The organism is Sphingomonas chlorellae, from assembly GCF_056485145.1.
Genome location: NZ_JBQXXM010000002.1, coordinates 566,825 through 588,743, shown reverse-complemented (window position 1 = coordinate 588,743; position 21,919 = coordinate 566,825). Strand labels below are relative to the sequence as shown.

The following is a 21,919-nucleotide window of genomic DNA, read 5'->3' as shown; positions in this document are numbered from 1 at the left end:
CCGATGGTACCGCCGATGACGTCGGGCAGTGCGGCGAGGATGTTGTCGCCGAAGTCGGTGCCGTCGAGCAGGCTGCGCGTGGCGGCGCCCGCCAGGCCGGCGGCGGCGTTGCGCACCACCGCCCCGCCAAAGCCCTTCAGCCCGATCTCGCTCGACACCCCCCCCGCCACGCCCGCGGCCGCAACCCCGACCCAGTCGAACTTCGATTGCAGCCCCGTCACCACCCCGATCCCTTGCGTGATCGCGCTCCCCACCACGCCCCGCACCGCGCCGCTGACGAACCCGTTGGCGTTGAGGACCTTGCCGACCGCTCCGCCGATCTGGCCAAGCCCCGCCCCCACCCCGCCGCCGATCGCCGACAGCGCAACCCCTTCCCAGCTGAAGCTGTCCTGGATCCCCGTCGCCACCCCGCGCACTGGCCGGCTTAATTCACACTGTAAAATCAGCTACATACGACCCAACAGGCGGCTATGCGGCACCCGCTTGGCCGGCATTATCACCCTACCGGAAAGGTCAGTATTGTTCGAAATGCGGTGTTCGGTCGCCGGCATCGAATTCCCGCGAGAGCTTGTCATAGGGAACGCCGCGTTCCTTCAGCATCGCGATCAGCTTCTGCTTGTAGTCCCAAGCCGGCAAGTCACGGGCCGTTTGGTGGATATGCATCGCGACGGCGAGTTCGCCAAGATCGCGGTTGTAGCCGCGCTCGAGCAGCTCGATTGCCTTGTCGAAGCGGCCCAGCCTGACTGCGTGAAGGGCGATCGTAGTTCCACGCAGATTAGGCAACTCGCGGCCATATACATGATTGATATCGACCCCGCGATCGAGCAGAAGATAATAGTTTTTCCACTTATTTTCGTGGAAGCCGTAATCGAACGCTACCCCGATAGCCGAGTCATCTCCGGGACCTATCTCATAGAGATTGGCCTTGTGATCGATCAGCGTGCCGAGCATTGCCTGATCGTCATATTCGATCGCGATCAGGAACGGGGTCAGCCCGATATTGTCTTTCTGATTGGGATTGGCACCAGCTTCGAGCAGCGCCTTCACGCCGGCGATGTTCCGGCAGTGGATCGCCCAGATCAATGGCGTCATCTTGTTCTTGCCGGCGCCGTTGACATCGACACCCTCGCCAGCGAGCCGCTTAACTCCCCCCGCGTCTCCCTCGCATCCGGCCTTGGCCAATGCCACTAGCCGGGTATCGGCAAAATACTCTCCAGCCGTGAATCCCTTGAAGCGATGTTCAGTCACGCCGCACGCCCATAAAGATGCGGGGACCAACGGTGCTGTCGCCAACCATAGCCATTTGCCCTTCCTGTCCATGAAGCTCATCTGATCCCCTGCGCCCTAGTGATTCTGCCGATACCATAGAGAGGACAAGACTTGACGTGCTCCCCTTTTCTCCTCCACTCATAAGTAGAGTCCGGGGCTGCCAGGATGCCCTTGCGGGTGGGTTTGCACAACGCGCTTGGCGGCATCGGCGGGCGTCAGCCCGCCTATACCGCTATGCGGCCGCACATGATTGTAGTCGTCTCGCCCGAAGAGAGACCGTCAAGGGTAATGTCGATGCCGAACGCGGTTAAACCGGCATAGCCGCCGGCCAGTATCGATCCGCATTGGCTGGGCCGAAGGCGCAGCGGGAGCGGCAGCGACCTGGCTGCGCGGCACGCGCGGCCACCTGACAACGCCGGCAGCGCGCTACATTACGCCTGCCAGCCCCTCGGCGATTGTTTTCATTGGATAATATCGCAGAAGTGCCAGCCGCACCGCGCACTGGCTGGCTTAATTCACGCTGTAAAATCAGCTACATACGACCCAACAGCCGGCGCCTCTTTTATCTCGCCTTCTTAAATTCCGTTGCGATCACCCTGATACCGTAACTGGATAGCGCCCCACATACTTCTCGATCAGCTTAAATCCGTGAGTCAGCATCTTCGGAAGTGCGGCTAGATCAGCATCTGTCGCGGTCCCCAGATGCGTATCTTCTACCCAGATTTCGCCCCCGGACGTTCTGCGGGTCAATGCCTTCTCATCATCGGATACCGGCTCATTCGCAACGATCGTCCAGCGCTTCTTTTTGAAGCCGTCTAGGCTTGTGTAATATAAATCGAACGGCCCAGAAAAGTCATTCGGCCCGATTGACGCGGCGTCCGGCAGAAGCTTTTTGTAGAGCTTCAGGCATATCGTATCCGCAAAATATTCTGACAGAAAGATGACCTTCGCAACACCCACTCCAACTTCCGTTGGTATTGCGACCAGGCTTCCCTCGATATTTTTGCTCATCGTCCGACTTTCTTCAAAGCGTCCTGCCAAAGGGCATCTGTAACCGCGTCGCGGTATAGCGGGGCATTGGGATTTGCCGAGCTATACGAATTGATCTTGTTCAATAACGGCGTGTTCGGCACGTGCGACTGCGCTCCCCCAAACTCACCGATAAGGCGCTGCTCAAGCCCCTTCGCTTGAGCCTTGGTCAGATTATTCGTGTACAAAACCTCGCCGATCAATTCGCGCTTGTCGATCGAATCTGCGTGCGTGGAGATGCGAGCGGGCGCGTCGCCACGGCCGATATATCGAACATTCCCCAGCTCATCGCGAAGAACATAGAGCCCCTGACCCGTCGCCTTGTTGTATGCCGCACCGGTGCCGCCAATGCCGCTGGGAAGGACTCCACTGTCTGCGGCGATTAATCGCCGCTATAGGTTTATTTCGGACAGATTGGCGCTTGAGAAATATCCCACTTCTGCCTGGGGAATTTCAGCACGGACTGCGCGCGCTATTTCTAAGCCCTCGCGATCGAGCGCTTCATTTTTATCTTTATCTTCGTATTGATGGAAGTGCGCATCCTCATAGGCCGATTGCCATAGGCCTATTCTGCGCCCCAACGCTTCCGATAAGCCTATCTCGTTCGGCTCCAGATAGCCGCCATTGGCGGCATCTCTGATACCGGTTCCAGAGAGCATTCCGTCAATCACGAGAGAAAGTTCGGTCATTTTTTGTCCGGCCTAAAAAAGCGGTGGTCGATAACGCCGTCTTTGGTGACACCAATCTCAAAGACGCCTGGTGACGTGCTCCCCTTTTCTCCTCCACTCATAAGTAGAGTCCGGGGCTGCCAGGATGCCCTTGCGGGTGGGTTTGCACAACGCGCTTGGCGGCATCGGCGGGCGTCAGCCCGCCTATACCGCTATGCGGCCGCACATGATTGTAGTCGTCTCGCCCGAAGAGAGACCGTCAAGGGTAATGTCGATGCCGAACGCGGTTAAACCGGCATAGCCGCCGGCCAGTATCGATCCGCATTGGCTGGGCCGAAGGCGCAGCGGGAGCGGCAGCGACCTGGCTGCGCGGCACGCGCGGCCACCTGACAACGCCGGCAGCGCGCTACATTACGCCTGCCAGCCCCTCGGCGATTGTTTTCATTGGATAATATCGCAGAAGTGCCAGCCGCACCGCGCACTGGCTGGCTTAATTCACGCTGTAAAATCAGCTACATACGACCCAACAGCCGGCGCCTCTTTTATCTCGCCATACGACCAGCAACTCCTCCCGCACGCCCATGTCTCCAACGACGAGCAGCTAAAGGGGGAAGAGATTCAAGCGCTTAGCGCCGATCCGGCACCGAAAACGGCACTGGAGTCTCGCTCGCCGCGCCGCCTGTCTCTCTAAATAACGATGTGCAGACAGCAACTTAGCAGTGCCTGGGAGGCACTGCCTTTATCTGGCTTTCACCTTCCGCCCCCTAAGCGGCTAAAAGTCGCTCAACCTGCCGGATGCGAGACGACTCCTCGCCGCCATTTCCAACTGGCGGGTCAGGCTGCACAACGACGATCGACCCCAAGCCATTTAGCGCTTCAACACGGCTAGGCGGCGCTACCGATTCAACCGGACGAGGCACATACACCATCCAGTCCACGAACGGTTGATCGCCGTCAAAATCCCGTTCGCGCATGGCTTTTTTCGACATGATCCCAGCCCATTTTGGTCGCCAGATTTCGGCAACCAGCGTCAGGAGCGAGCTAGCATTCTCGACCCATTTCACGCCCTCGGATTGATAGGGAAGATCGATGAGGACGTTGTTGCCGACGCGCTCGCTATAGGCGCCACAATGCACGCTTACGGACGCCTCGGCCTCCTCATCATTGGCTCCATTCCAGAGGCTCAGCTTAAAACCAAGTTCGTCGATGACCTCACGCCCGACATCGCGCCGATTCCTGCCCTTCAGGAGAAGGTCCTGAAGTTTCTGGGTGTCAGAGGTGTCGACCTTCCTCTCCAAAGCATCTTTGCGTGATCGCCCCCGCTCATACCAATGCGCCAAAAGCGGATCGATCTCGGCAAGGCCCGCAAAAAATCGCCCCGCATCTTCAGTGCATTTTTCCAAGCTATCAGGACGTTCATCCCAATATGCTCCGAGCAAAAACTTCATCATGATTCAGTTCTCTCATGGAGCGACCGGCGTGTGAACAACTGTAATTCCTTTCACTCTGTTGGTGCTCAGTAGAGTTCGCATCGCGTCAGCAGCCGAGGGCTCTGCAACGTGCCACGTAATAGGCGCACCCCTCGCTGCCGCAACTTGGCGTTGCGCCTGATCAAGCAAGCTATCCTGTCCTCGGAAGAAGCTCCTGAACTCGCCATTCTTTACGAAGGTAGCATAGCCCGGACCCTTCGCATCGAGAAGAGCGCCCGCTTCAAACCCGTCGAATTTGACCCCATCCACAAGGTAGCTTTGGCCCGCGCGTCCGGTGATCTGCGACTGATATGCTGCGGCCCGGCCAGACATCGCCTCATTGACCGTGCGCCACGCGCCGGGACCAACACTCTCTGCGGCATTGGCACCGCCGGCGCCAATGCGGGACAGGGCCAATCCGCCCGCGGCAAATGCCGCGCGCAGAATCCCCGGACCTCCCGCGCCATAGGCGACATCCGTCGCGAAGGTCGCGATCGTGTTCTGTCCGCCCGCTGCGCCGCGTATCCCCGAGCCCGTCACGCCCGAAGAGAGACCATCGAAGGTAATGTTGATGCCGAACGCGGTCAAACCGGCATAACCGCCGGCCAGTATCGATCCGCCTGCCGCGACCGCCGCTCCCCCGACCATACCGCCGGTGAAGTCCATAATGGGGAGGTCGACCTGCTCAAAAGCGAGCGCCCCCCTCCCGCGCCGACCGCGGTTCGATCCGGGAATCGGCGCCCCGCCATCGTGTTTCCCCGAACGGCGCGTTTCGTGCGCCGAACTGCGGGTTCCGCCGCCGATTTTGCCGCGATTTGCCAAAAAGCGCGCGCCAACGACACGATCTGCACGCCATTGGGCGCATACAGGGTGCCCCTCTCGCGCCATCCGGAGCCGCCATGGCCATGTCCGCCCCCCGCCCGATCGGCCATCGGCGCGGGGTCGATTTTCACGTCGCCCAGCTCGATGTCGCCACCGCCGCGGTCGACCTGCTCGTCGTCGCCATGCCCGATTTTCCGCCCGGTTCCGCGCCCCCGCGCGGCGGTGCGGCGGCGCTCGACCGCGCGCTCCACGGCACGCTGTCGCGGCTGCAGGCGGGCGGGATTTTCACGGGTTTCCCGGGGGAAACGCTCATGCTCACCCGGCCGCCGCCGCCCATCCTCGCGCCGCTCCTGTTGCTGCTCGGGCTGGGGCCGGCGGGCGCGGGCGATGCGGCGATGCTGGGCGCGCTGGCGGGGCTGGCGATGGCGGCGGCGCTGCGCGTGCGCGCCGAAAGCGTCGCCTGCCTGCTCGGCTGGTCCGACCTCGACCTTCCCGCCGATCAGGTCGGCCCGGCGGCCGCCGCGATGATGGACGGCGCGCTCGCCGCGCTCGATGCCCAGGGCGGCCTGCCCCCCGGCCGCGCGCTCGGCTGGACGTTCGACATCCGCAACGGCCACGCCGCCGCCACCGCCGCCGCGCTCGCCCAGGCGCTCCGCCGCCGCGCCTAGCCGCCGCCGCGGCGCGCCATGCCGGGGTGCGTCGCGCCGCATCCTGCGCTACACTGCCGCCCAGCCGCCAAAGAGGGGATTTGCGCGCGCCATGCCCAGCACCGTTTCCAGCGGCCTTGCCACGGCACGCGTCGCGCGTTCGCCGATCCGCATCCTCGTCGTCGACGACCATGTCCTGCTGCGCGAGGGCGTGCGCGCCGTGATCGAGACCCAGGCCGACATGACGATCGTCGGCGAGGCGGACGGCGGCCGCGAAGCGATCGCCGAACATGCCCGGCTGCGCCCCGACGTGGTGCTGATGGACCTTCAGATGGCCGACATGTCGGGCGTCGACGCGATCGCCGCGATCAAGGCGGCGGCCCCCGATGCGCGCATCCTCGTCCTCACCACCTATTCGGGCGACGCCCGCGCGATCAAGGCGTTGCGCGCGGGCGCGACGGGCTATCTGCTCAAGGCGAGCCTGCGCAACCAGCTCCTCGACGCGATCCGCTCGGTCCACCATGGCGGCAAGCATCTCGACGCGTCGGTCGCCACCGCGATCGCGCTCCACGTTCTCGACGACGCGCTCACCGATCGCGAGGTCGAGGTGCTGACGCTCGCCGCCTGGGGCAATTCGAACAAGCAGATCGCGGCGCGTCTCGCTTTGTCCGACGAAACGGTGAAGGGCTATATGAAGACGCTGTTCGCCAAGCTGGGCGTCAACGATCGCACCCACGCCGTCACGCTGGCGGCCAAGCGCGGGCTGATCGAGCTTTGATGCCGCGGCGGGGCATGCGCCGCCCCGCCGCGCCGTCCGGAACCGCGGCGCTTCGTGTCGATCCGCCGCGCTTCGCATCATTCCCGTCCAAGACGCGGCGGCGCGCCGCCGGGTACGACAATGCCCGTCGGCAAGGCCGCGTCGGCCGCCCGGCTTTTCGAAAATTCAGAACGGCGCGCAAGACTTTATCCGCATTCCCGGAAAACGCGAACGGACTAGTCTGTCCCCATCGCTGCCGGACACCGGCCACCAAGGAGCTGCCACCATGACGATCACCGCCACCGCCACGCCCGGCAAATCGCTGATTTCGCCCCAGGACCACGCCCTGATCCTGATCGATTTCCAGTCGCAGATGGCCTTTGCGACCAAGTCGATCGACGCGACGATCCTGCGCAACAATGCCGGGCTGGTCGCCCGCGCCGCCAGCGCGTTCGACGTGCCGACGATCCTGACGACGGTCGCGGAAAAGAGCTTCTCCGGCCCGATGTTCAGCGAAGTGACCGACGCGTTTCCCGGCCAGAAGCTGCTCGACCGCACCTCGATGAACACCTGGGAAGACGCCGCGGTGATCGCGGAAGTGAACCGCATCGCCAAGCCGCGCCTCGTGTTCGCGGGCCTGTGGACCAGCGTCTGCATCGTCGGCCCCGTCGCCTCGGCGATCGACCAGGGCTTCGAGGCCTATGTCATCACCGACGCGTGCGGCGACATCTCGACCGAGGCGCATGAGCGCGCGGTCGAGCGGATGATCCAGCTCGGCGCGGTGCCGATGACCGCACTCCAGTATCTGCTCGAGCTGCAGCGCGACTGGGCGCGGGCCGAGACCTACGACTCCACCACCGGCATCGCGAAGCAGTGGGCGGGCGCCTACGGCCTCGGCGTCACCTACGCCAAGACGATGTTCGGCGCTTCCGAGGGCGGCCACTGATCCTCCGGCCCGGCCGCGTCCCGCCCCTGCCTCCCCCCGAAACGCGGCCGGGCCACCCCACCCTTCCTTCCACCCGAGGAGCTTTCAGATGAGCACGATCACGACCAAGGACGGCGTTTCGATCTTCTTCAAGGACTGGGGCCCCAGGGACGCCCAGCCGATCATGTTCCACCATGGCTGGCCGCTCTCGTCGGACGACTGGGACGCCCAGATGCTGTTCTTCCTGGCGAACGGCTTCCGCGTCGTCGCGCATGACCGCCGCGGCCATGGCCGTTCGGAGCAGGTGAGCGACGGGCACGACATGGATCACTATGCCGCCGACGCCGCTGCCGTCGCCGAGCATCTCGACCTGCGCAACGCCGTGCATATCGGCCACTCGACCGGCGGCGGCGAAGTCGCCCGCTATGTCGCGCAGCACGGCATCCCGCAGGGGCGCGTCGCCAAGGCGGTGCTGGTCGCGGCGGTGCCGCCGATCATGGCGAAGACCGAGGCCTATCCGAACGGCCTCCCCCTCGAAGTGTTCGACGGCTTCCGCAAGGGCACCGCGGACAACCGCGCGCAGTTCTTCCGCGATGTCGCCGCCGGCCCCTTCTACGGCTTCAACCGCGAGGGCGCGAAGGTCTATCCGGGCGTGATCGACAATTGGTGGCGTCAGGGCATGATGGGCAGCGCCAAGGCCCATTATGACGGCATCAAGGCCTTCTCCGAAACCGACCAGACCGAAGACCTCAAGGCGATGACGGTGCCGACTTTGGTGCTCGCGGGCGACGACGACCAGGTCGTGCCCTACCATCAGGGTGCCGAGCTTCAGGCCAAGCTGCTGCCGAACCCGACGCTGAAGATCTACCCGGGCTTCTCGCACGGCATGCTCACCGTCAATGCCGACGTGATCAACCCCGACCTGCTCGCCTTCGTGCGCGGCTGATCGAACGCGCCGGGGAGGATCTGCAGATGAAGCCCTATCTGATCTCGCTCGCCGTCGGTCTGCTGGTCGGCGTCATCTACAGCCTCCTCGGCGTGAAGTCGCCGGCGCCGCCCATGATCGCCTTGATCGGCCTGCTCGGCATCCTTGTCGGTGAGCAGGCGGTGCCGCTGGCGAAGCGGCTCTTCGCCGGTCACGACGTCGTCGCATACCTCCGCACCGATTGCGCCGAGCAGGTCCTCGGGCATCCGGCCAAGAAGCCCGACGACCGGGCATGAGCCTAACCCGCCGCCAGACCCTCGCCGCCGCCGGCGCCACCGCCGCCGGCGCGCTGCTGCCCACCCCGCTCTTCGCAAGGAACGCCCGCATGCCCGCCACCGACCTGATCCTCGTCAACGCCCGGGTGACGACGCTCGACCGGGAAAACCCGGTGGCCGAAGCGATCGCGATCCGCGACGGCAAGTTCCTTGCGGTGGGCAGCGAGGCCGAGGTCCGCGCCGCCGCCGGCCCGCAAGCGCAGGTGATCGACGCGCATCGTCGCCGGGTCATCCCGGGGCTGATCGACAGCCACATGCACATCATCCGTGGCGGCCTGAACTATAACATGGAGCTGCGCTGGGACGGCGTGCCGACGCTCGCGGACGCAATGGCGATGCTCAAGCGCCAGGTCGACAACACGCCGGCGCCGCAATGGGTGCGCGTGGTCGGCGGCTTCACCGAGCACCAGTTCGCCGAGAAGCGGCTGCCGACGATCGACGAGCTCAATGCCGTCGCGCCCGACACGCCCGTCTTCATCCTCCACCTTTACGATCGGGCGCTGCTCAATGCCGCCGCGCTGCGGGTGGTGGGCTATACCAGGGACACGCCGAACCCGCCGGGTGGCGAGATCGTCCGCGATGCCGCGGGCAATCCCACCGGCCTGCTGCTCGCCCGGCCCAACGCGACGATCCTCTATGCGACGCTGGCCAAGGGCCCCAAGCTGCCGGAGGAGTATCAGCTCAATTCCACCCGCCACTTCATGCGCGAAGTGAACGGCCTGGGCGTCACCGGCGTGATCGACGCGGGCGGCGGCTTCCAGAACTATCCCGATGATTATGCGATCATCGAGAAGCTGCATGCCGACGGCCAGCTGACCGTGCGGATCAGCTACAATTTGTTCACCCAGAAGCCCAAGGAGGAACTGGCCGATTTCGCCGGCTGGGTGAAGCAGGTGACGCCGGGGCAGGGCGACGACAGCTATCGCCACAATGGCGCGGGCGAGATGCTGGTCTATTCCGCCGCCGATTTCGAGGATTTCCGCGTCGCCCGGCCGGACATGCCGCCGAACATGGAAGGCGATCTCGAGCCGGTGATCCGCCTGCTCGCCGAGCATCGCTGGCCGTGGCGCCTCCACGCGACCTATGACGAGACGATCGGCCGCGCGCTCGACGTGTACGAGAAGGTCCACCGCGACATTCCGCTCACCGGCATCCACTGGTTCTTCGACCATGCCGAGACGATCAGCGACCGCAACATCGATCGCATCGCGGCACTGGGCGGCGGCATCGCCGTGCAGCACCGCATGGCCTATCAGGGCGAATATTTCGTCGAGCGCTACGGCGCCAAGGCGGCCGAGCGTACCCCGCCGATCGCCAAGATGCTCGCCGCCGGTCTGCCGGTGGGCGCGGGCACCGATGCGACGCGCGTGGCGAGCTACAATCCCTGGGTGTCGCTCAGCTGGCTGGTGACCGGCCGCACCGTCGGCGGGCTCAAGCTCTATCCGGGCGCCAACCGCGTCAGCCGCGAAAAGGCGCTGGCGATGTGGACGCACGAGAATACCTGGTTCTCGAACGAGGTGGGCAAGAAGGGCCAGATCAAGGCCGGCCAGCTCGCCGACCTGGCGGTACTCTCGGCCGACTATTTCTCGGTGCCCGAGGACCAGATCGTCCATATCCGCTCGGTGCTGACGCTGCTCGGCGGGCAGGTGGTGCATGGCGAGGGCGACTATGCCCCGCTCGCGCCCGCGCTGCCCCGGCCGATGCCCGACTGGTCGCCGGTCGCGACCTTCGGCGGCTATCACCAGTCGCCCGAGACGCGCGCGCAGCTTGCCTCGGCCTGCGCCTGCCACAGCAGCTGCTCGGTCCACGGCCACGACCATGCCGCCGCGCTGGGTGCGCAGGTGCCCGCCGCCGATGTCCAGAGCTTCTGGGGTGCGCTCGGCTGCGGCTGCTGGGCGGTGTGATGCTGGTGTGCATCAATCCTCCCCTGCGAATGCAGGGGAGGGGGACCGCGCCGCGCAGCGGCGTGGTGGAGGGGCCGCGCCGTCAGGCGCGGTCTGCCATCCACGCCAGCGATCACCGCCGCGTGCCGCGGCGACCCCTCCACCATGTGCTCGCGCACATGGTCCCCCTCCCCCAGCAAGCTGGGGGAGGAATGTGGTGGGCAGCACCCCGCCCTTTTCATTCCCTCAGGAGTTTCGCCATGCGCCTCTTCCTCCTCGCCTCCGCCCTCGTCGTCGCCACGCCGGCGCTCGCCCAGCAGAGCGCCGACTATTCGGTCGGCCCGCAATACGACACCACGCACGTCTATGTGCCGGAAGACCAGTTCGACAGCTTCGTCACCAGCTTCCAGGCGACCTTCGGCGGCACGACCAGCAAGCAGGGCGTGTTCCAGGTGACGCCCACCACCAGCCTCACCAAGTCGCAGCTGGTGCTGACCCCCGCCGGCACCGTCTCGGTGTTCGGGTTCAAGACGCCGATCCCGTTCCCGTTCGGCGACGAGCGCACCGGCTATCTGGTGACCGACATCGACGCCGCGGTGAAGGCCGCCGTGCAGCACGGCGCCGTCCGACGGCTGGTCACCTTCCCCGATCCGATCGGCCGCGATTCGCTGATCCAGTGGCCAGGCGGGGTGAACATGCAGATCTACTGGCACACCACCAAGCCGAGCTACACGCCGCTGGAGACGGTGCCCGAGAACCGCATCTACCTGACGCAAGACGTCGCCGATCGCTTCGTGAAGAGCTGGGTTGGCTATGCGCACGGCAAGGTCACCGCCGATGACCGCACCGCACCCGGCGCCGAGGTCGGTGAGCCCGGCAAGACGATCCGCCGCATCTCGATCACCAGCGGCTATGGCAAGATGGTGGTGTTCGTCACCGACGGCCTGCTGCCCTGGCCCTATGGCCGCGACATGACCGGCTATGCCGTGCCCGATCTCGACGCGACGCTCGCCAAGGCCAAGGCCGCCGGCGTGGAAACGCTGGTGCAGCCTTATGCCGCAGCCGGCGGCCGTGCGGCGATCGTGCGCTTCCCCGGCGGCTATATCGCCGAGATCCACAGCCCCGCGGGCAAGTGACCATGGATACGCCCGATCCGCGCTTCGTCGACGCCATTCTCGACTGGCGGCCGACCTGGTTTCTCGCCCGGCTGCTGCTGGTCGGCGCGTACCTGCTCGGCGGGCTGGTCAAGCTCACCGACTGGCCGGGCGCGGTGGCGGAGCAGGCGCATTTCGGCATGCACCCGCCTGCCTTCTGGGCGGCGCTGACCATCGCGGTGGAACTGGTCGGGCCGGTGCTGATCCTCACCGGCCGGTGGATCTGGCTGGGGGCGGGGATGCTGGGGGTGTTCACGCTACTCGCCGCCTTCACCGCCAACACCTTCTGGACGATGCCGCCGGGCCCCGAGCGGTTCGGCGCAACCAACGCGTTCTTCGAGCATCTCGGCCTGATCGGCGGCTTCGTCCTGGCGGCGCTGGTGGCGGAGCAGGCGAAGCGGCGTGGTTAGCCTCGCCGCGGCAGTGGCAGTGGGTGCGCTCCCGATTCAGGCTGCTCCCGCCACGCCACCCGCGGCCATGCCCGCCCGGGTCATGCCGACGGCTACGGGAGCAGGACAGACCTCCCCCACCCCCGCCCGCGAAGCCTGGCAGGCGCCGACGCTCAGCATCACCCGCTATGACGAGAACTGGTCCGATCTCGCCGACGCCGCGAAGCGCGCCCACCACTGGACCGGGCCGTTCAAATACATCCCGCTCGGCGGCGACGCATGGCTCTCCGCCGGCGTCGAAGTCCGGCTGCGCAGCGAATCCTTTACGAACAACGCCCTCGGCAACGCCGCCTCTCCGGACGACGCGTATCTCTGGACCCGCGTGCTGCCCTATGCCGATCTCCATGTCGGACCGCTGCGCGCCTTCGCCCAGCCGATCCTCGCCTATGCCGCTGGTGTCCGCCCCGCCGCGGGCCCGGTCGATCAGACCCGCACCGACCTGCTCCAGGGCTTTGCCGAACTCGATCTCGGCGCGGTCACCCTGCGCGGCGGGCGCCAGATGCTGTCGCTGGGCACCGAGCGGCTGATCGGCACGCGCTACGGCCCCAATGTGCCGCTGGCCTTTGACGGCGTGCGCGGGATCGTGGCGGTCGGCCGGGCCAAGATCAGCCTGCTCGCCGTCGCCCCGGTGGCACCGCGCGGCGGCACCTTCGACGATCGCACCTCGCCGACGAAGACGCTGTGGGGCGCCTATGCCGTGCTGCCGGGGATCGACCTCTATTATCTCGGCTATCGCAACCGCACCGCGCATTTCGGCGCCCGCACCGGCCGCGAGTTGCGCCACAGCCTCGGCGCGCGCGTCTATGGCACCCGCGACGACTGGCACTGGAATGTCGAGGGCGTCGCCCAGTTCGGCCGCTTCGCCGACGGGCCGATCGCCGCCTGGACGCTCGGCACCGAACTCGGCCGCACGCTCCCGAACCTGCCCTTCGCCCCCGATGCGGTGCTGCGCTTCAACATCATCAGCGGCGACGGCGATGCCCGCGACAGGCGTCTGGGCACGTTCAACGCGCTGTTTCCCAAGGGCAAGTATTTCGGCGAACTCTCGCCGGTCGGGCCGTACAACCTGATCAACCTCAACCCGCGCATCGCGGGCACGCTGGGCGGCGGCGTCTCCGCCAGCATCGCCGCCAACGCCTTTTGGCGCTACGCCGCCGCCGACGGGGTGTACGACATCCCCGGCAACCTGCTCCGCGCGCCCGGGACCAGCCGCGCCCGTTTCATCGGCAAGCAGATCGAAGGCGCGATATCCTGGGCCGCGACGCCCGAACTCGCGCTGTCCGCCTCCCTCTCGCGGTTCGTGCCCGGGGGCTTTCTGCGCGACACCGGCACGCGCCGTCCGATCTGGATGACCGGTGCCGAAACCAGTTTCCGCTTCTAGCATCATCAGGAGGCCGCCATGTCCACGTCCCCACCCCCGGCATCCGCATCGCCGCTCCCCGGCCTGTTGCTGCTCCTTTCGGTCACGACCGGGCTCGTCGACGCGGTCAGCGTGCTCGGGCTCGGCAAGGTGTTCACCGCGAACATGACCGGCAACATCGTGTTCCTCGGCTTCGCCGCGGCGGGAACGCCGGGATTTTCGGTAACTCCCTATCTGGTCGCGCTCGGCGCCTTTTTCCTCGGCGCGCTCGTCGCCGGGCGAACGGGCCAGCGGCTCGGCGGCAATCCCTTGCGCCACTGGCTGAGGATCGCGGCGGCGATCGAGGCGGCCCTGCTCGCCGCCGCCGCGCTCGTGGCGGCGCGCAGCGGCAGCGCGGCGTTCGCGGGCGGGGGCGACACGCTCGCGATCATCGCGCTCACCGCGGTGGCGATGGGCTTTCGCAACGCGACGATCCGACAGCTGAAGGTGCCCGATCTCACCACCACCGTGCTCACGCTGACGCTCACCGGCATCGCCGCCGATTCGCGGTTCGCGGGCGGGGCAGCGCCCAACCAGGCGCGGCGGCTGGCCGCGCTGGGAACGATCTTCCTCGGCGCGCTCGCGGGCGCGTGGCTGGTGACGCACCACGGCCTCGCCCCGCCGCTCGCGCTCGCCGCCGCGCTCGTGCTGGGCGGCACGATCGCGTGCACGCGCCACCCCGCCGCTGCCCGGCCGCATCAGGCCTAACCCTTCGTAGCGTTGCGTATTGCCGTGCCGCACGGCCGCGCCTAGCGCGGCGCGATGGAACTGGGCAAAGTCCGCACCGGGGGAATCGCATGGGTGCTGCGCGTGCTTGCGCTGCTCGCGATTGCCCTGTCCGCGGCGATCCCGCCCGGCTTCATGCCCGCCCGCGCGGCCGACAACTCGATCGTCGTGGCGATCTGTCACGGCGACGGCGCGGGCGTGCGCCAGATCGCGATGGTGCTGCCCGATGACGGGCAGGGCCACCGCCCCGATCCCGGCACGCGCGATCCGCGCGAAAACTGCCCCTTCGCCGCGCACCAGGCGCCGCAACAGCTTCCCGAGCTGTTGCCGCAACCGGCGCCGGCCGTCATCTATCCGCGCGCGGTTCCGGCGCCGCGCCGCGCCGCGCGCGTCCAGCCCGGGCTGGGCCTGCCCGCGCCGCCGCCGCCCAGCCGCGCACCGCCATCGCTGACCGTCGTCTGACCTGATCGACCCCGCGGGATCGGGCCGCCTCGCCGTTGCGGGGCGCCGCCTGCCCGCGCGCACAGACCGGCGCTGCGCGAACGCTTTGGGCGCGGCGCCCAGCAAGATGGACCCTGGATTGATGATGACTTTCAACGCGCGCCGCCGTTCGGCCGCGCTTCGCCCGCTGCTGCTCGGCGGCACCGCACTGCTCGCTGCCGCGCTTCCCGCAACGGCCCGGGCGCAGGAACAGCCGGCGACGCTGCTTCCGCCTGTCGCGGTCGAATCGGATGCGGGGGCGCAATCGCTCGTCCGCGCCGATCTCGCCACGCGCCGCGCGACCGGCGGCGACACCGCCGCGCTGCTGGCCGAAATCCCCGGCGTCGACGCCGCCGCGGGCGGCGGCGTTTCCAGCCTGCCGGTGATCCGCGGGCTCGACAGCACGCGCATCGCGATCCTCGTCGACGGCGTGAAGATCGACGAGGTCTGCCCGAACAGCATGAACCCGCCGCTGTCCTATACCGATCCGCAATCGGTGGCGCGGCTTTCGGTGCTGACGGGGGTGACGCCGGTGCGGATGGGCGGCGACACGATCGGCGGCGCGATCGCCGTGACGACCAGCGAACCCGCCTTTGCAGGCCAGGGCGCGACGCTCGTGAAGGGGCGGGTTTCGGCCTATTACCGCTCGAACGACGACGCGGCCGGGGCCGCGGCGAATGTGACCGTGGCGACCGCCAGGCTCAGCCTCGGCTATGACGGCAGCTATGCCCGTGCCGACAATTATCGCGGCGGCGGCAACGACGGCGTCGTGCGGTCGAGCGAATATGAAAAGACCGATCATGCGCTGACGCTGGCCGCGCAGACCGGCCTCGGCCTGTTCACGCTGCGCGGCGGGATCCAGCGCGCGGCGCGCGAAGGCTTTCCCAACCAGTATATGGACATGACCGACAATCGGTCGTGGTTCCTCAACGGCCGCTATCAGGGCGTGTTCGGCTGGGGCGAGGTCGACCTGACCGTCCAGTATCGCGACACCGATCACGAGATGAACTTCCTCGCCGACAAGGGCGGCACCGCGACGGGCGGAATGCCGATGCTGGGCGAAGGGCACACGGCGGGCTATCGCCTTGCCGTGTCGGTGCCGCTCTCGTCGCGCGACACGCTGCGCGTCGGCAGCGAACTCCACCATCAATGGCTCAACGAATGGTGGCCGCCGGTCGCGGGCAGCATGATGATGGGGCCGAACACCTTCGTGAACATCAACGCCGCGCATCGCGACCGGCTGGGCAGCTTTGCCGAGTGGGAGGCGGTGTGGAGCGACGCCGTCACCACGACGATCGGCGTGCGCAACGATCAGGTGTGGATGAACACCGGTGTCGTCGCGCCCTATGGCACCGGCATGATGCAGATGGCCGATGTCGCCGCCGCCCAGGCGTTCAATGCGCGCGACCGCAGCCGCCACGACAGCAACTGGAGCGGATCGGCGATCGCCAGCTATCGCGCCGCAGCGGGGCTGACGCTCGAACTCGGCTATGCGCACAAGGTCCGCTCGCCCAACCTCTACGAACGCTACAGCTGGGGTCGCGGCGCGATGGCCAGCAAGATGATCGGCTGGTTCGGGGACGGCAACGGCTATGTCGGCAATCTCGATCTCAAGCCCGAACGCGCCGATACGGTCAGTGCGGCGATGGTCCTCACCGGCCCGGGCAAACGCGGCTGGACGCTGCGGATCGCCCCCTATTTCACCCATGTCGCCGACTATATCGACGCGGTGAAGCTCGCCGATTTCATGCAGAACGGTCGCCCCAGCGGGTTCGTCCAGCTCCAGTTCGCCAATCGCGAGGCGCATTTCTATGGCGTCGACCTGTCCGGCTCGGTCGATCTGGTCAAGACCGGCACCGACGCGCTCCGGCTCGAAACCGGCCTCAGCTGGGCGCGCGGCCAGAACCTTGCCGACCACGATCCGCTCTACCATCAGATGCCGTTCAACGCGAAGGTCGCGCTGCGCTATGCCGGCGGGAACGGGATCGACGCGCGGGTCGAGGTCGAGGGCGTGGCGGACAAGGATCGCGTCGATCCGACGCGTAACGAGCCGCGCACCGACGGCTATGTCCTCGCCAATATCGGCGCGGGCTATCAGCTCGCCGGTTTCCGGCTGGGTCTCGATGTGACGAACCTGTTCGACAAGGCCTATGCGCTCCCGCTCGGCGGCGTGTCGCTGGGCGATCGCAAGGCAACGGGCGTGCTGCGCCCGGTGCCGGGGCGCGGACGCAGCGTCAATGTATCGCTCAGCAAGCGCTTCTGAGCCCGGCGCCCCTGCGGGGGCGTCCGTCGTCGCCATGCCGTCGGCCAGTCCGGCGGCATCGGCGCCGGGCGGCCGCGTGCGCGCCGCGTCGTCGGCGCCCGGGGCCGGGTCCGGCGGGGGCCGCTATCGCCCGCCGCCGCACCGGCGCTGGATCGGCGGCGGCGGGGCGGGCGCGCTCGTCAGCGCGCTCGTCGCGGCGGGGCTGCTCGCGCACGCCGCCGCCGCGCCGCCGCCCGCACCGCCCCGGCCGCTCCGGCTCTTCGCGCTGCCGGCACCGGCGCCCGCAGCGCCTGCCCCCGCGCGCCATGCCGTAGCGGCGCAAAGGATCGCCCGGCCCAGCCCCGCCGCCGGCATCGCCCCGTCGCCGGTCGTCGCGACAGCCGCCGTCGCGCCTGCAGCCGCTATTCCGGTCGCGGCGGCAGCGCCGACCGGCGCCGTCGCTGCACCGCCCCCGCCGGCCCCAGCGGCACGCCCGGCACCGGCACCCGCCGCCGCCGCCGCCGAACCGCCCACGGCCCCGGCGCGCGGCGACGAGGCCGCAGCCCTCCGCGCGCGCTATGCCCGTCAGCTCTGGCAGCACATCGCCGCCCGCCGCCCGCGCGGGCTCAACCTTCCGGGCGTCGCACGCGTCCGCTTCGCCGTCGATGCGACGGGTCAGGTCAGCGGCGTGGTGATCGACCGCAGCAGCGGCACCGCGTTGCTCGACCGGCTGGCGCTCCGCACCGTCGCCCGCGCCGCACCGATGCCCGCCCCGCCCGCGGCGCTCGGCCCCGGCCTGTTCGCCATCGACTTCAGCTTCGATTGAGGGGCTGCCGCTCAGGCATCGAGCCGCCGGGCACATGACTGCGCCGCTCGATCAGCAGGCACGTCGGCGGCGCGTATTCATCGGTCGCCCGCCGCCTCCCCCTGCGTCGCGAGCAGCTTGCCGAGCAGCGCGGCGAGCTGCGCGCGTTCGCTCGCCGTCAGCCCGGCGACGATCCGCTGCTGGTTGGCGACGTGCCGGTCGACCAGCCCGTCGATCAGCGACAGCCCCGCCGCGGTCAGCGCCACCAGCGTCCCCCGCCGATCGGCCGGGTTGGGACGACGTTCGACCAGCCCGGCCTTTTCCAGCCGGTCGATCCGGTGCGTCATGCTGCCGGACGAGATCATCGCCGTCTCGTAAAGCTCGGTCGGGGTCAGCGCATAGGGATCGCCGCTGCGGCGCAACGTTGCCAGCACGTCGAATTCGCCTGGCTGCAGGCCGTGTTCGGCGAACAACGGGTGGATCCGCTCGCGCGCGGTCAGCAGCGCCGCCTCGGCGAGCCGGCCGAGCATCAGCATCGGTCCGGTGTCCAGATCGGGCCGCTCGCGCGCCCATTGTTCGGCAGCTCGTTGCGCCCGGTCCATTCCCCAATCCCCAACTATCTTGACGTAGAGACATTTTATCTCTACGTAGAGCTATATCAGATCCCGGCGCCGTCGCAATGGCGCCCAGTTCCGGAGTATCGCATGCCCCGCTCCCCGGGTCGGCTGTCGTTCGCGGCGGCGATCCTGCTCCTCGGCCTCAACCTGCGCCCCACCCTCGCCGTGATCGGGCCGCTGCTCGATCCGATTCAGCACGACACCGGCCTGAGCGACACGGCCGCCAGCCTGTTGACCAGCCTGCCGGTGCTGCTGATGGGGCTCTGCCTCCTCGGCACCGCCCGGCTGCGCGCGCTGCTCGGCGATCGGCTGGGAGTCGGGCTGGGCCTCGCCGCGATCGCGCTTGCCTCGCTGGCGCGCTGGCAATGGCCCGGCGTCGCGACGCTGCTGCTCACCGCGTTGCTCAGCGGGCTCGGAATCGCCGTGGTGCAGGCGCTCGTTCCCGCGGTGATCCGCCATCGGGCCGGGGCGGGGACCGCGGCGATGATGGGCTTTTACTCGACCGCGATCATGGGCGGTGCCGCGATCGCCAGCTTTGCCGCGCCGCGCTTCGCGGCCGGCCATGGCTGGCCCGCGGCGACCGGCATCTGGTCGCTGATGGCGCTCGCCGCGGTTGCGCTGTGGTGGGGCGCCACGCGCGACGCGGGCGCGATGCCGCCCGCTGCGATGCCGCCGCGCGACACGCTCTGGCGCCGCGCCCGCGCCTGGCAGCTACTCGCCTTTTTCGGGCTGGGGACCAGTGCCTATACGCTCGTCCTCGCCTGGCTGCCGCCCTATTATACCGGTCTCGGCTGGACCGCGCCCGCGGCGGGGGCGCTGCTCGCCGCGGTGACGGTTGCCGAGGTTGTCGCGGGCAGCCTCGTCTCGCTCGGCGTCGGGCGCTGGCGCGACCGGCGGCCGATGATCTTCGCCGCGATCGGCGCGCTGCTCGCCGGGCTGCTCTGTCTCTGCCTCGCGCCGCTCCCGCTCGCCTGGCCGGCCGCGGCGATGATGGGGCTCGGCATCGGCGCCCTGTTCCCGCTCGGGCTGATCGTCGCGATGGATCATGGCGCCGACCCTGCCGAGGCGGCCCGGATCGTCGGCTTCGTCCAGGGCGGCGGCTATCTGCTCGCGGCGGTCCTTCCCTTTGTCGCGGGCGTGATCCGCCAGTCGCTGTCGAACCTGGCCCCGGCCTGGTGGCTGATGGCGGCGCTGTGCCTGCTGCTCGCCCTGATCGCCCCCGGGCTGCGGCCCGGCGACCGGCTTTCCCGATCCTGATCCACAAGGAGCTACGCCATGTCCTTTTCCACCGTGCACGGCCGCACCAACTACTATTTCAGCCTTGGCGAGGGGCGGCCGGTGCTGCTGCTCCACGGCATCAGCAACTCGGGCCGCGCCTGGGCGCCGCAAGTGCCCGCGCTCGTCGCCGCCGGCTATCGCGTGATCGTCCCCGATCATGCCGGGCACGGCGCATCGGGCCGGCTTTCCGCCCCGTTCGGCGTCGCCGACATCGCCGCGGACAGCATCGCGCTGCTCGACCATCTGGCCGTCGACCGGCTCGACCTTGTCGGGCTCTCGCTCGGCGGCATGGTCGCGATCGAGATGGCGCTGCGCCAGCCCGACCGCTTCGGCCGGCTGGTGATCGCCAACAGCTTCGACCGCACGACCAGCCCGGCGTTCAAGGCGATGGCCGAAAGCTGGGCGACGATCTTCGAACAGCCGCATGGCCCCGTGACGCGGCTCGAACAGAATTGGCCGATGCTCGTCGCCCCGCATTTTCGCGCGACGGCCGAGGGCGTGCGCACCTATCAGGTCTGGCACGGCATCGCCGCGAGCGCGGACGGCCGCTCGCTCGCGCACGTCGCCCGCGGGATCACCGATTTCGATCGCTCGGAACAACTGGGCGCGCTCGCGATGCCGTCGCTGTTCATCGCGGGCAGCGAGGATCGGATGTCGGCGCCGGCGCTCAGCCAGTCGATGGCCGAACGCGCCGGCGACGGGCGGGCACGCGTGATCGCCGGCGCGGCGCACATCTCGAATGTCGATCAGGCCGAGGCCTTTACCAACCTGCTCCTCGACTTTCTCGGCTGAAATCCGCGGCCGGGCGGCGCGACGACAGGTGGCCCGCCATCGCGCCGTCCGCCGACCTGTCGACATGCAGACCTGTCGACGTTGATGCACAGTCGCGGACGAGCGCCCGTCCGCAGCCGCGCTGAAACCACCGGCGGGCTGCTCACGCGCCCTGCCGGCGCAAGGCCGCCGCCGGGAATCCATTCCTGCCGACGAACGCCGCGGATGCCGTCACCACGTCCGGACACGGGTCGATGCGCATTCCAGCGCCCGACCTTCCGCGCCGCGCCGCGTCACCCGGCGTCGACGACGAACATTCGCGCCTCCTGCGCCGCGTGGCGTTCGGCCTTGATCGGCGCGTATTCGGGCGATTGATAGAATGCGAGCGCATCCGCCAGCGTCGGAAATTCGAAGATGCCGGCGATGGGCAACGGCGCCACGTCCCCTTCCAGCGTCTCGGCCACCGGCCCGAAATGGAGGATGCGGCCCCCTGCCGCCGCCAGCGCCGACTGGAAACGCGGCGCCAGCGCGGCTTGCCTGGCGGGGTCCTTTATACGCAGATTGACGTGTACATAGGCCGGCATGGCGCGGCTCCTTTTAATAATGTATATGCATGATTATCAACTCCGTCGGAGTTTGTCGAGGGCTGCAAATGACCGGGGCTTCTGATCTCTATCGTCGCGTTGAAACCGAATGCCCCGCCTTCCAGGCCCGGGTCGCCGCGCGGGCGCTCACCCGCTACTACAATGCGTGCTTTCGCCCGCTGGGGATCACCGCCGAACAGTTCAGCCTGCTGGTCGGGATCGGCGGCAGCGACGCGCCGACGCTCGCCGAACTCGCGACGCGCGCCGGGGTCGACGCCACCACGCTCAGCCGCAGCGTCAAGAGCCTCGAGGCGCGAGGGCTCGTGGACAGCCAGGGCGGACGCGGCCGCGCCGGCAAGCGCCTGGCGCTCACCGATGACGGCCGCCGGCTGATGGACGCGTCGATCGCCGCGTGGGAGCGCGCCCGATCGCGGTTGCACGAATCTCTGGGCGAAGAGGCGTCGCGTGTCGCCGGCAGCGTCATGTCCCAGCTTGCCTGCGCCGCTCAGGAAGCCGGCGCCGCGCTGGCGCAGCCGGGTTGTTTGGACGAATAGCGCGGAGCCCCCCCCCCTAATCGGTCTGCGCATCGCGCCGCCGAAGGCGCCACCGGGCCGAGGCGGCCTGCCGCGGGGCAACAAGGATTTCCCTGGTCGCTGTTTACAGAATCATCAGCGGTTTCCCGCAT

The 21,919-nt window shown here is 67.9% G+C and carries 24 protein-coding genes and 1 pseudogene; 16 read left to right on the top strand and 9 right to left on the bottom strand.

Going from position 1 to position 21,919, the window contains the following annotated elements; genetic code table 11:
* The 7 genes and pseudogenes from ACT3CF_RS08775 to ACT3CF_RS08745 all read right to left on the bottom strand — a co-directional run.
* Positions 1-407 (bottom strand): annotated as a pseudogene (locus tag ACT3CF_RS08775) (hypothetical protein); the annotation flags it as partial.
* A gap of 106 nt (positions 408-513) precedes the next feature.
* Positions 514-1,329, bottom strand: coding sequence for an ankyrin repeat domain-containing protein (locus ACT3CF_RS08770; RefSeq protein ID WP_478421910.1), 816 nt, complete (start codon positions 1,327-1,329; stop codon positions 514-516).
* A 531-nt stretch (positions 1,330-1,860) separates the two neighbouring features.
* Positions 1,861-2,280 carry a hypothetical protein gene (locus ACT3CF_RS08765; protein ID WP_478421909.1) on the bottom strand — a complete coding sequence of 140 codons (420 nt, stop codon included), beginning with the start codon at positions 2,278-2,280 and terminating at the stop codon, positions 1,861-1,863.
* Positions 2,277-2,501: a hypothetical protein gene (locus ACT3CF_RS08760; protein ID WP_478421907.1), complete on the bottom strand. Its 225-nt coding sequence runs from the start codon at positions 2,499-2,501 to the stop codon at positions 2,277-2,279. Before ACT3CF_RS08760 ends, ACT3CF_RS08765 begins: the two co-directional genes overlap by 4 nt.
* 189 nt (positions 2,502-2,690) lie before the next feature.
* Positions 2,691-2,987 (bottom strand): hypothetical protein, encoded by a 297-nt coding sequence (locus ACT3CF_RS08755; protein WP_478421906.1) that lies wholly within the window; start codon positions 2,985-2,987, stop codon positions 2,691-2,693.
* A gap of 743 nt (positions 2,988-3,730) precedes the next feature.
* A complete protein-coding gene (locus tag ACT3CF_RS08750) occupies positions 3,731-4,417 on the bottom strand; it encodes an Imm52 family immunity protein (RefSeq protein WP_478421904.1) in 687 nt (228 codons plus the stop codon).
* A gap of 12 nt (positions 4,418-4,429) precedes the next feature.
* Complete coding sequence (locus ACT3CF_RS08745; protein ID WP_478421902.1) at positions 4,430-5,101, bottom strand: Tox-REase-5 domain-containing protein; 672 nt, start codon at positions 5,099-5,101, stop codon at positions 4,430-4,432.
* A 233-nt stretch (positions 5,102-5,334) separates the two neighbouring features.
* Between ACT3CF_RS08745 and ACT3CF_RS08740 the strand changes: the two genes are divergently transcribed.
* The 13 genes from ACT3CF_RS08740 (at position 5,335) to ACT3CF_RS08680 (ending at position 18,005) form a co-directional block, all read left to right on the top strand.
* Positions 5,335-5,925 (top strand): M17 family peptidase N-terminal domain-containing protein, encoded by a 591-nt coding sequence (locus ACT3CF_RS08740; RefSeq protein ID WP_478421900.1) that lies wholly within the window; start codon positions 5,335-5,337, stop codon positions 5,923-5,925.
* Positions 5,926-6,016: 91 nt separating this feature from the next.
* Positions 6,017-6,682: a response regulator gene (locus ACT3CF_RS08735; RefSeq protein WP_478421898.1), complete on the top strand. Its 666-nt coding sequence runs from the start codon at positions 6,017-6,019 to the stop codon at positions 6,680-6,682.
* A 265-nt stretch (positions 6,683-6,947) separates the two neighbouring features.
* On the top strand, positions 6,948-7,607 hold the full coding sequence (locus tag ACT3CF_RS08730; RefSeq protein ID WP_478421896.1) for a hydrolase: 660 nt from the start codon (positions 6,948-6,950) through the stop codon (positions 7,605-7,607).
* Between the two features lie 88 nt (positions 7,608-7,695).
* On the top strand, positions 7,696-8,532 hold the full coding sequence (locus tag ACT3CF_RS08725) for an alpha/beta fold hydrolase (RefSeq protein WP_478421894.1): 837 nt from the start codon (positions 7,696-7,698) through the stop codon (positions 8,530-8,532).
* Between the two features lie 26 nt (positions 8,533-8,558).
* Complete coding sequence (locus tag ACT3CF_RS08720; RefSeq protein ID WP_478421892.1) at positions 8,559-8,807, top strand: XapX domain-containing protein; 249 nt, start codon at positions 8,559-8,561, stop codon at positions 8,805-8,807.
* 89 nt (positions 8,808-8,896) lie between these two features.
* Positions 8,897-10,750, top strand: coding sequence for an amidohydrolase (locus tag ACT3CF_RS08715; RefSeq protein WP_478421890.1), 1,854 nt, complete (start codon positions 8,897-8,899; stop codon positions 10,748-10,750).
* A 239-nt stretch (positions 10,751-10,989) separates the two neighbouring features.
* A complete protein-coding gene (locus ACT3CF_RS08710) occupies positions 10,990-11,865 on the top strand; it encodes a VOC family protein (protein ID WP_478421888.1) in 876 nt (291 codons plus the stop codon).
* Positions 11,866-11,867: 2 nt separating this feature from the next.
* Positions 11,868-12,293, top strand: coding sequence for a DoxX family protein (locus ACT3CF_RS08705; RefSeq protein WP_478421886.1), 426 nt, complete (start codon positions 11,868-11,870; stop codon positions 12,291-12,293).
* A gap of 67 nt (positions 12,294-12,360) precedes the next feature.
* The gene (locus ACT3CF_RS08700) at positions 12,361-13,713 is read left to right on the top strand and encodes an alginate export family protein (protein WP_478421942.1); all 1,353 of its coding nucleotides are present in this window, start codon (positions 12,361-12,363) and stop codon (positions 13,711-13,713) included.
* Between the two features lie 18 nt (positions 13,714-13,731).
* A complete protein-coding gene (locus ACT3CF_RS08695) occupies positions 13,732-14,439 on the top strand; it encodes a YoaK family protein (protein WP_478421884.1) in 708 nt (235 codons plus the stop codon).
* 54 nt (positions 14,440-14,493) lie between these two features.
* Positions 14,494-14,919, top strand: coding sequence for a DUF2946 family protein (locus ACT3CF_RS08690; RefSeq protein WP_478421882.1), 426 nt, complete (start codon positions 14,494-14,496; stop codon positions 14,917-14,919).
* Positions 14,920-15,040: 121 nt separating this feature from the next.
* Positions 15,041-17,200, top strand: coding sequence for a TonB-dependent receptor (locus ACT3CF_RS08685; RefSeq protein WP_478421881.1), 2,160 nt, complete (start codon positions 15,041-15,043; stop codon positions 17,198-17,200).
* Positions 17,201-17,234: 34 nt separating this feature from the next.
* A complete protein-coding gene (locus tag ACT3CF_RS08680) occupies positions 17,235-18,005 on the top strand; it encodes an energy transducer TonB family protein (RefSeq protein ID WP_478421879.1) in 771 nt (256 codons plus the stop codon).
* Between the two features lie 77 nt (positions 18,006-18,082).
* Here ACT3CF_RS08680 and ACT3CF_RS08675 read toward each other — a convergent pair whose 3' ends face one another.
* The gene (locus tag ACT3CF_RS08675; RefSeq protein ID WP_478421877.1) at positions 18,083-18,586 is read right to left on the bottom strand and encodes a MarR family winged helix-turn-helix transcriptional regulator; all 504 of its coding nucleotides are present in this window, start codon (positions 18,584-18,586) and stop codon (positions 18,083-18,085) included.
* A 102-nt stretch (positions 18,587-18,688) separates the two neighbouring features.
* Between ACT3CF_RS08675 and ACT3CF_RS08670 the strand changes: the two genes are divergently transcribed.
* Both ACT3CF_RS08670 and ACT3CF_RS08665 read left to right on the top strand, forming a co-directional pair.
* Entirely contained in the window at positions 18,689-19,858 is a 1,170-nt protein-coding gene (locus ACT3CF_RS08670) for an MFS transporter (RefSeq protein ID WP_478421875.1), read from the top strand.
* An 18-nt stretch (positions 19,859-19,876) separates the two neighbouring features.
* Complete coding sequence (locus ACT3CF_RS08665) at positions 19,877-20,671, top strand: alpha/beta fold hydrolase (protein WP_478421873.1); 795 nt, start codon at positions 19,877-19,879, stop codon at positions 20,669-20,671.
* Positions 20,672-20,943: 272 nt separating this feature from the next.
* On the opposite strand, the gene ACT3CF_RS08660 is transcribed toward ACT3CF_RS08665, so the two are convergent.
* Positions 20,944-21,234, bottom strand: coding sequence for a DUF1330 domain-containing protein (locus ACT3CF_RS08660; RefSeq protein ID WP_478421871.1), 291 nt, complete (start codon positions 21,232-21,234; stop codon positions 20,944-20,946).
* 68 nt (positions 21,235-21,302) lie between these two features.
* On the opposite strand from ACT3CF_RS08660, the gene ACT3CF_RS08655 reads away from it, so the two are divergent.
* A complete protein-coding gene (locus tag ACT3CF_RS08655) occupies positions 21,303-21,788 on the top strand; it encodes a MarR family winged helix-turn-helix transcriptional regulator (protein WP_478421869.1) in 486 nt (161 codons plus the stop codon).
* The last annotated feature ends 131 nt before the right edge of the window (positions 21,789-21,919 follow it).